5 protein-coding genes are annotated in these 4,918 nt (G+C 71.0%); 2 read left to right on the top strand and 3 right to left on the bottom strand.

Features of this window, described 5'->3' with window-relative positions:
• Positions 1-149: 149 nt before the first annotated feature.
• Genes ACWDVW_RS29025 through deoC form a run of 3 tightly spaced genes read right to left on the bottom strand, consistent with a single transcriptional unit; the run spans position 150 to position 3,362 of the window.
• Entirely contained in the window at positions 150-974 is an 825-nt protein-coding gene (locus ACWDVW_RS29025) for an aldehyde dehydrogenase family protein (RefSeq protein ID WP_449955116.1), read from the bottom strand.
• Positions 967-2,397, bottom strand: coding sequence for an aldehyde dehydrogenase family protein (locus ACWDVW_RS29030; protein WP_449955118.1), 1,431 nt, complete (start codon positions 2,395-2,397; stop codon positions 967-969). Before ACWDVW_RS29030 ends, ACWDVW_RS29025 begins: the two co-directional genes overlap by 8 nt.
• A gap of 5 nt (positions 2,398-2,402) precedes the next feature.
• A complete protein-coding gene (gene deoC / locus ACWDVW_RS29035; RefSeq protein WP_449955121.1) occupies positions 2,403-3,362 on the bottom strand; it encodes a deoxyribose-phosphate aldolase in 960 nt (319 codons plus the stop codon).
• A gap of 132 nt (positions 3,363-3,494) precedes the next feature.
• Here deoC and upp point away from each other — a divergent pair, with 132 nt between their 5' ends.
• Both upp and ACWDVW_RS29045 read left to right on the top strand, forming a co-directional pair.
• Positions 3,495-4,127: a uracil phosphoribosyltransferase gene (gene upp / locus ACWDVW_RS29040; protein ID WP_449955124.1), complete on the top strand. Its 633-nt coding sequence runs from the start codon at positions 3,495-3,497 to the stop codon at positions 4,125-4,127.
• A 91-nt stretch (positions 4,128-4,218) separates the two neighbouring features.
• Positions 4,219-4,893 (top strand): GOLPH3/VPS74 family protein, encoded by a 675-nt coding sequence (locus ACWDVW_RS29045; RefSeq protein ID WP_431882549.1) that lies wholly within the window; start codon positions 4,219-4,221, stop codon positions 4,891-4,893.
• The last annotated feature ends 25 nt before the right edge of the window (positions 4,894-4,918 follow it).

The following is a 4,918-nucleotide window of genomic DNA, read 5'->3' on the forward strand; positions in this document are numbered from 1 at the left end:
GAGAGGTTTGCGGGGGGAGCCCACCCGCGCAGGGATCAAGCCTGACCGCCCGGAGCGGGTGGGCTCCCCCCGGAAACCCCCACAGCGAGAGACCCAAAGAGCAGCGAGAAACCCAAAGAGCAGCGAGAAACCCAAAGAGCGAGGAGGAATCACACCCCCTTGGGATGCCACACAGTCTTGGTCTCCAGCAACGCCGTCATCCGCCCGAGCCCCGGATCAGCGGACCAGTCGTGCCCGGAGCCCACCGGACGGAGCACCCGCTTCAGGTTCTCCGCGGCCTTGATCTCCAGGTCGACCGCCAGGTCCGCGTCGGCGACCCCGGTCAGGTCGATGGCGTTGACGTCCATGTGCGCGGCCAGCGTGGGTACGGTCTCCGGCAGCCGCCCGGTGAGGATGTTGACGACGCCGCCGGGCAGGTCGGAGGTGGCGAGCACCTCGGCGAGGGTGATCGCGGCCAGTGGTGCTTCCGGGGAGGCGGCCACCACCACGGTGTTACCGGTGACGATCGCCGGGGCGATCACGCTGACCAGGCCCAGCAGCGCCGGCGCCTCGGGAGCCACCACGGCGACCACTCCGGTCGGCTCGGGTGCGGAGAGGTTGAAGTAGGGGCCGGCGACCGGGTTGGCGCCGCCGTACACCTGCGGCAGCTTGTCGGACCAGCCCGCGTACCAGACCCAGCGGTCGGTGGCGGCGTCGACTTCGTCGGCGGGTACGCCGAGACCGATGAACTGGTCGCGGCGGCCCTCCAGCATCTCAGCGACGCGGTAGAGGATCTGACCCCGGTTGTACGCGGTCGCTCCGGCCCAGCCCTTCACGGCGGCGCGGGCGGCGACCACGGCGTCCCGGGCGTCCTTGCGGGAGGCCAACGACACGTTCGAGTCCTGCACGAGATACGACCGTCCCGACTCGCTACGCGGGAACTTCCCGCCGATGAAGAGCTTGTACGTCTTGCGTACCGCGACCCGCTCAGACATTGAGGTACGCCTCCAGCCCGTGCCGGCCGCCCTCGCGACCGTAGCCCGACTCCTTGTAGCCGCCGAACGGCGAGGTGGGGTCGAACTTGTTGAACGTGTTGGCCCAGACGACTCCGGCGCGCAGCCGGTCGGCCATCCACAGGATGCGGGAACCCTTGTCGGTCCAGATTCCGGCGCTGAGCCCGTACGGCGTGTTGTTGGCCTTCTCCACGGCCTCGGCCGGGGTGCGGAAGGTCAGCACGGACAGCACCGGGCCGAAGATCTCCTCGCGGGCGATCCGGTGGGCCTGGGTGACGCCGGTGAAGATGGTCGGCGCGAACCAGAAGCCACGGTCCGGCAGTTCGCACGGCGGCGACCAGCGCTGCGCGCCCTCGGCGGCGCCGGCCTCGGTCAGCTCGTGGATCCGGGCGAGCTGGGCGGCGGAGTTGATGGCGCCGACGTCGGTGTTCTTGTCCAGCGGGTCACCGACGCGCAGCAGCGCCATCCGGCGCTTGAGCGATTCCAGCACCTGCTCGGCGACGGACTCCTGGACCAGCAGCCGGGAACCGGCGCAGCAGACGTGCCCCTGGTTGAAGAAGATGCCGTTGACGATGCCCTCGACCGCCTGGTCGACGGGGGCGTCGTCGAAGACGATGTTGGCGGCCTTGCCGCCGAGTTCCAGGGTGAGCTTCTTGCGGCTGCCGGCGACGGCGCGGGCGATGGCCCGGCCGACGTCGGTGGAGCCGGTGAACGCGACCTTGTCGACGCCGTCGTGTTCGACCAGGGCCCGGCCGGTCTCCCCGGCACCGGTGACGATGTTCACCACACCGGCCGGCAGGTCGGCCTGCTGGCAGATCTCGGCGAAGAGCAGGGCGGTCAGCGGGGTGGTCTCGGCGGGCTTGAGCACCACCGTGTTGCCGGCGGCGAGCGCCGGGGCGATCTTCCAGGCCAGCATGAGCAGCGGGAAGTTCCACGGGATGACCTGCGCCGCCACGCCGAGCGGTCGCGGGTTCGCGCCGAAGCCGGCGTGCTCCAGCTTGTCTGCCCAGCCGGCGTAGTAGAAGAAGTGGGCGGCGACCAGCGGCAGGTCGACGTCGCGCGACTCCTTGATCGGCTTGCCGTTGTCCAGCGACTCCAGCACGGCCAGCTCACGCGAGCGTTCCTGGAGGAGGCGGGCGATCCGGAACAGGTACTTGGCCCGGTCCCGGCCCGGCATCGGACCCCAGACCTTCTCGTACGCCTTCCGGGCGGCCCGGACCGCGCGGTCCACGTCCTGGCTGCCGCCCTCGGCGATCTCGGCGAGCACCTCCTCCGAGGAGGGGCTGATCGACTTGAAGCTGCCGCCGTCGGCCGGGTCGACGAAGGTGCCGTCGATGAACAGGCCGTACGAGCCCTTGATGTCCACCACCGAGCGCGACTCGGGGGCGGGTGCGTATTCGAACATCGCGTTCAGTCCAGGGTGAAGTAGTCGGGGCCGGCGTAGACACCGGTCGTCAGCTTGGTGCGCTGCATGAGCAGGTCGTTGAGGAGGCTGGACGCGCCGAAGCGGAACCAGTCCGGGTCCAGCCAGTCCGGCCCGACGGTCTCGTTGACCATGACCAGGTACTTGACGGCGTCCTTGGTGGTCTTGATGCCGCCGGCCGGCTTCACGCCGACCTGCCGACCAGTGGCGGCCCGGAAGTCGCGCACCGCCTCCAGCATGACCAGCGTCACCGGCAGGGTGGCCGCGACCGGGACCTTGCCGGTGGAGGTCTTGATGAAGTCGCCGCCGGCCAGCATCGCCAGCCAGGAGGCCCGGCGTACGTTGTCGTAGGTGGCCAGCTCGCCGGTCTCCAGAATCACCTTGAGGTGGGCGTCCCCGCAGGCTTCCTTGGTCGCCACGATCTCGTCGTACACCTCGGCGTAGCGACCGGCCAGGAACGCGCCCCGGTTGATCACCATGTCGATCTCGTCGGCGCCCGCCTCGACGGCGGCCCGGGTGTCGGCGAGCTTGATCGCAAGCGGTGCCTGACCGGACGGGAACGAGGTCGCCACGCTGGCCAGGTGCACGTTCGAGCCGCGCAACACCTCGGCCACGTGGGGGACCATCGCGGGATAGACGCAGACCGCGCCGACGTGTGGGCAGGACGGGTCGGCCGGGTCGGGGCGCAGCGCCTTGGCGGCGAGCGCGCGTACCTTGCCGGGGGTGTCCGCGCCTTCCAGCGTGGTGAGGTCGACCATTCGGATCGCGAGGTCGATCGCCTGTGCCTTGGCGGTGGTCTTGATGGAACGGGTGCCGAGTTGGGCTGCCCGCTGCTCCGCGCCGACCTGGTCCACGCCCGGTAGGCCGTGCAGGAAGGTCCGCAGAGCGGTCTCGGATCGTCCCAGCTCGGAGAGGTCCGACCGGGCCGACGTCGTTGTCGCCGTCATGCGGCGAAGTCTACGCAGGCGGGAGCCACCCGATCTTGATCATGACGGCGGGCGGGCGTCCCGGGTGAGCGACGTCGCTGCTCCGGGCCGGGGCCCGCGCGTCCGAGTCCGGGGCGGGTAGGTTGAGCGATCGTGGACGTACTCGTCATTGACCATCCGCTCGCCCAGTCCCGGCTGACCGCCATGCGGGACGAACGGACCGACTCCGCCTCGTTCCGGGCGGCGCTGCACGAACTCACCACCATGCTGGTGTACGAGGCCGCGCGCTCCTTCCCGATCGAGCGGTACCCGGTGCAGACCCCGGTCACCGGTACCGAGGGCACCCGGCTGGCCAACCCGCCGCTGCTGGTGCCGGTGCTGCGCGCCGGTCTCGGCATGGCCGACGCCGCGCTGGGGCTGCTGCCGGAGTCGTCGATGGGCTTCGTCGGGCTGGCCCGGGACGAGGAGACCTTCGAACCGCGCGCCTACATGGAGTCGCTACCCCGCGACCTGAACGGCCTGCCGGTGCTGGTCCTCGACCCGATGCTGGCCACCGGTGGCTCGTTGGAGCACTGCTGCCGGCTGCTGGCCGAGCGCGGCTGCACCGAGATCACGGTGCTCTGCGTACTCGCCGCACCGGCCGGCATCGCCCGGCTGGAGCGGTCCGGTCTGCCGCTGCGTCTGGTCACCGCGTCGATCGACGAGGGCCTCAACGACAGCATGTTCATCGTGCCGGGTCTCGGTGACGCCGGGGACCGCCAGTTCGGCGGCATGCCCCGGTTCTGATCTGTCCGCGTCGAGCGCGGTCCGGGCGGGTCGCCGCAGGCGGCGGGTTTGTCCTGCGGGCGCTGGCGTCGAGCGGCTACCGTCTCGGGCCATGACTGGTGTTCCGCTCGCCGAGGAACTGCTCCTGCTGGCGTACGACGACGAATCCGGCAAGGCGACCATGCCCCGGATCAGCCTCGACCTGGGCATGGCCGCCGCAGTGTTGATCGAGTTGGCCCTGGCGGGCCGGATCGCGTACGCCGAGGGTGCCCTGACCGTCGTCGACGCGACACCGACGGGCGAGCCGGTCACCGACGACGTGCTGGCCCGGATCGCGGCGGACACGCCGCACAGCCCGTCGTCCTGGGTGCAGCGGCTGCGGCACGGCCTGCGCGACAAGGTCCTCGGTGACCTGTGCGCGCACGGGGTGGTCCGGGACGTCGACGAGACGGAGTTGGGCTTCATCCACGTGCACCGCTATCCGGTGCTGGACCCCTCGGTGGAGGCGGAGACCCGCGAACGGCTCGCCGCCGCGCTGACCGGCGAAGCGCCCGACGAGCGGACCGCCGCCCTGGCGACGCTGGTCGCCGTACTCCGGATGGAATCGGCCCTGGGGGTGACCGGCGAGGACGCCACCGAGGCCCGCCGCCGGTTGGAGGAGATCGCCAGTGGTGCGGGCTTCTCCGGCGAGGTGGGTCTGGAAAGCTCCGTGGTCCGCCCCTCGGTCGGCCTGGTGGTCGCCGCCCTCGGCCGCGCCGTCCAGGCCGCTCTCGGCCCCCGTCGCTGACGCACCTGTCCCCTCGCTCGCCGGT

Source organism: Micromonospora sp. NPDC003241, assembly GCF_053589795.1.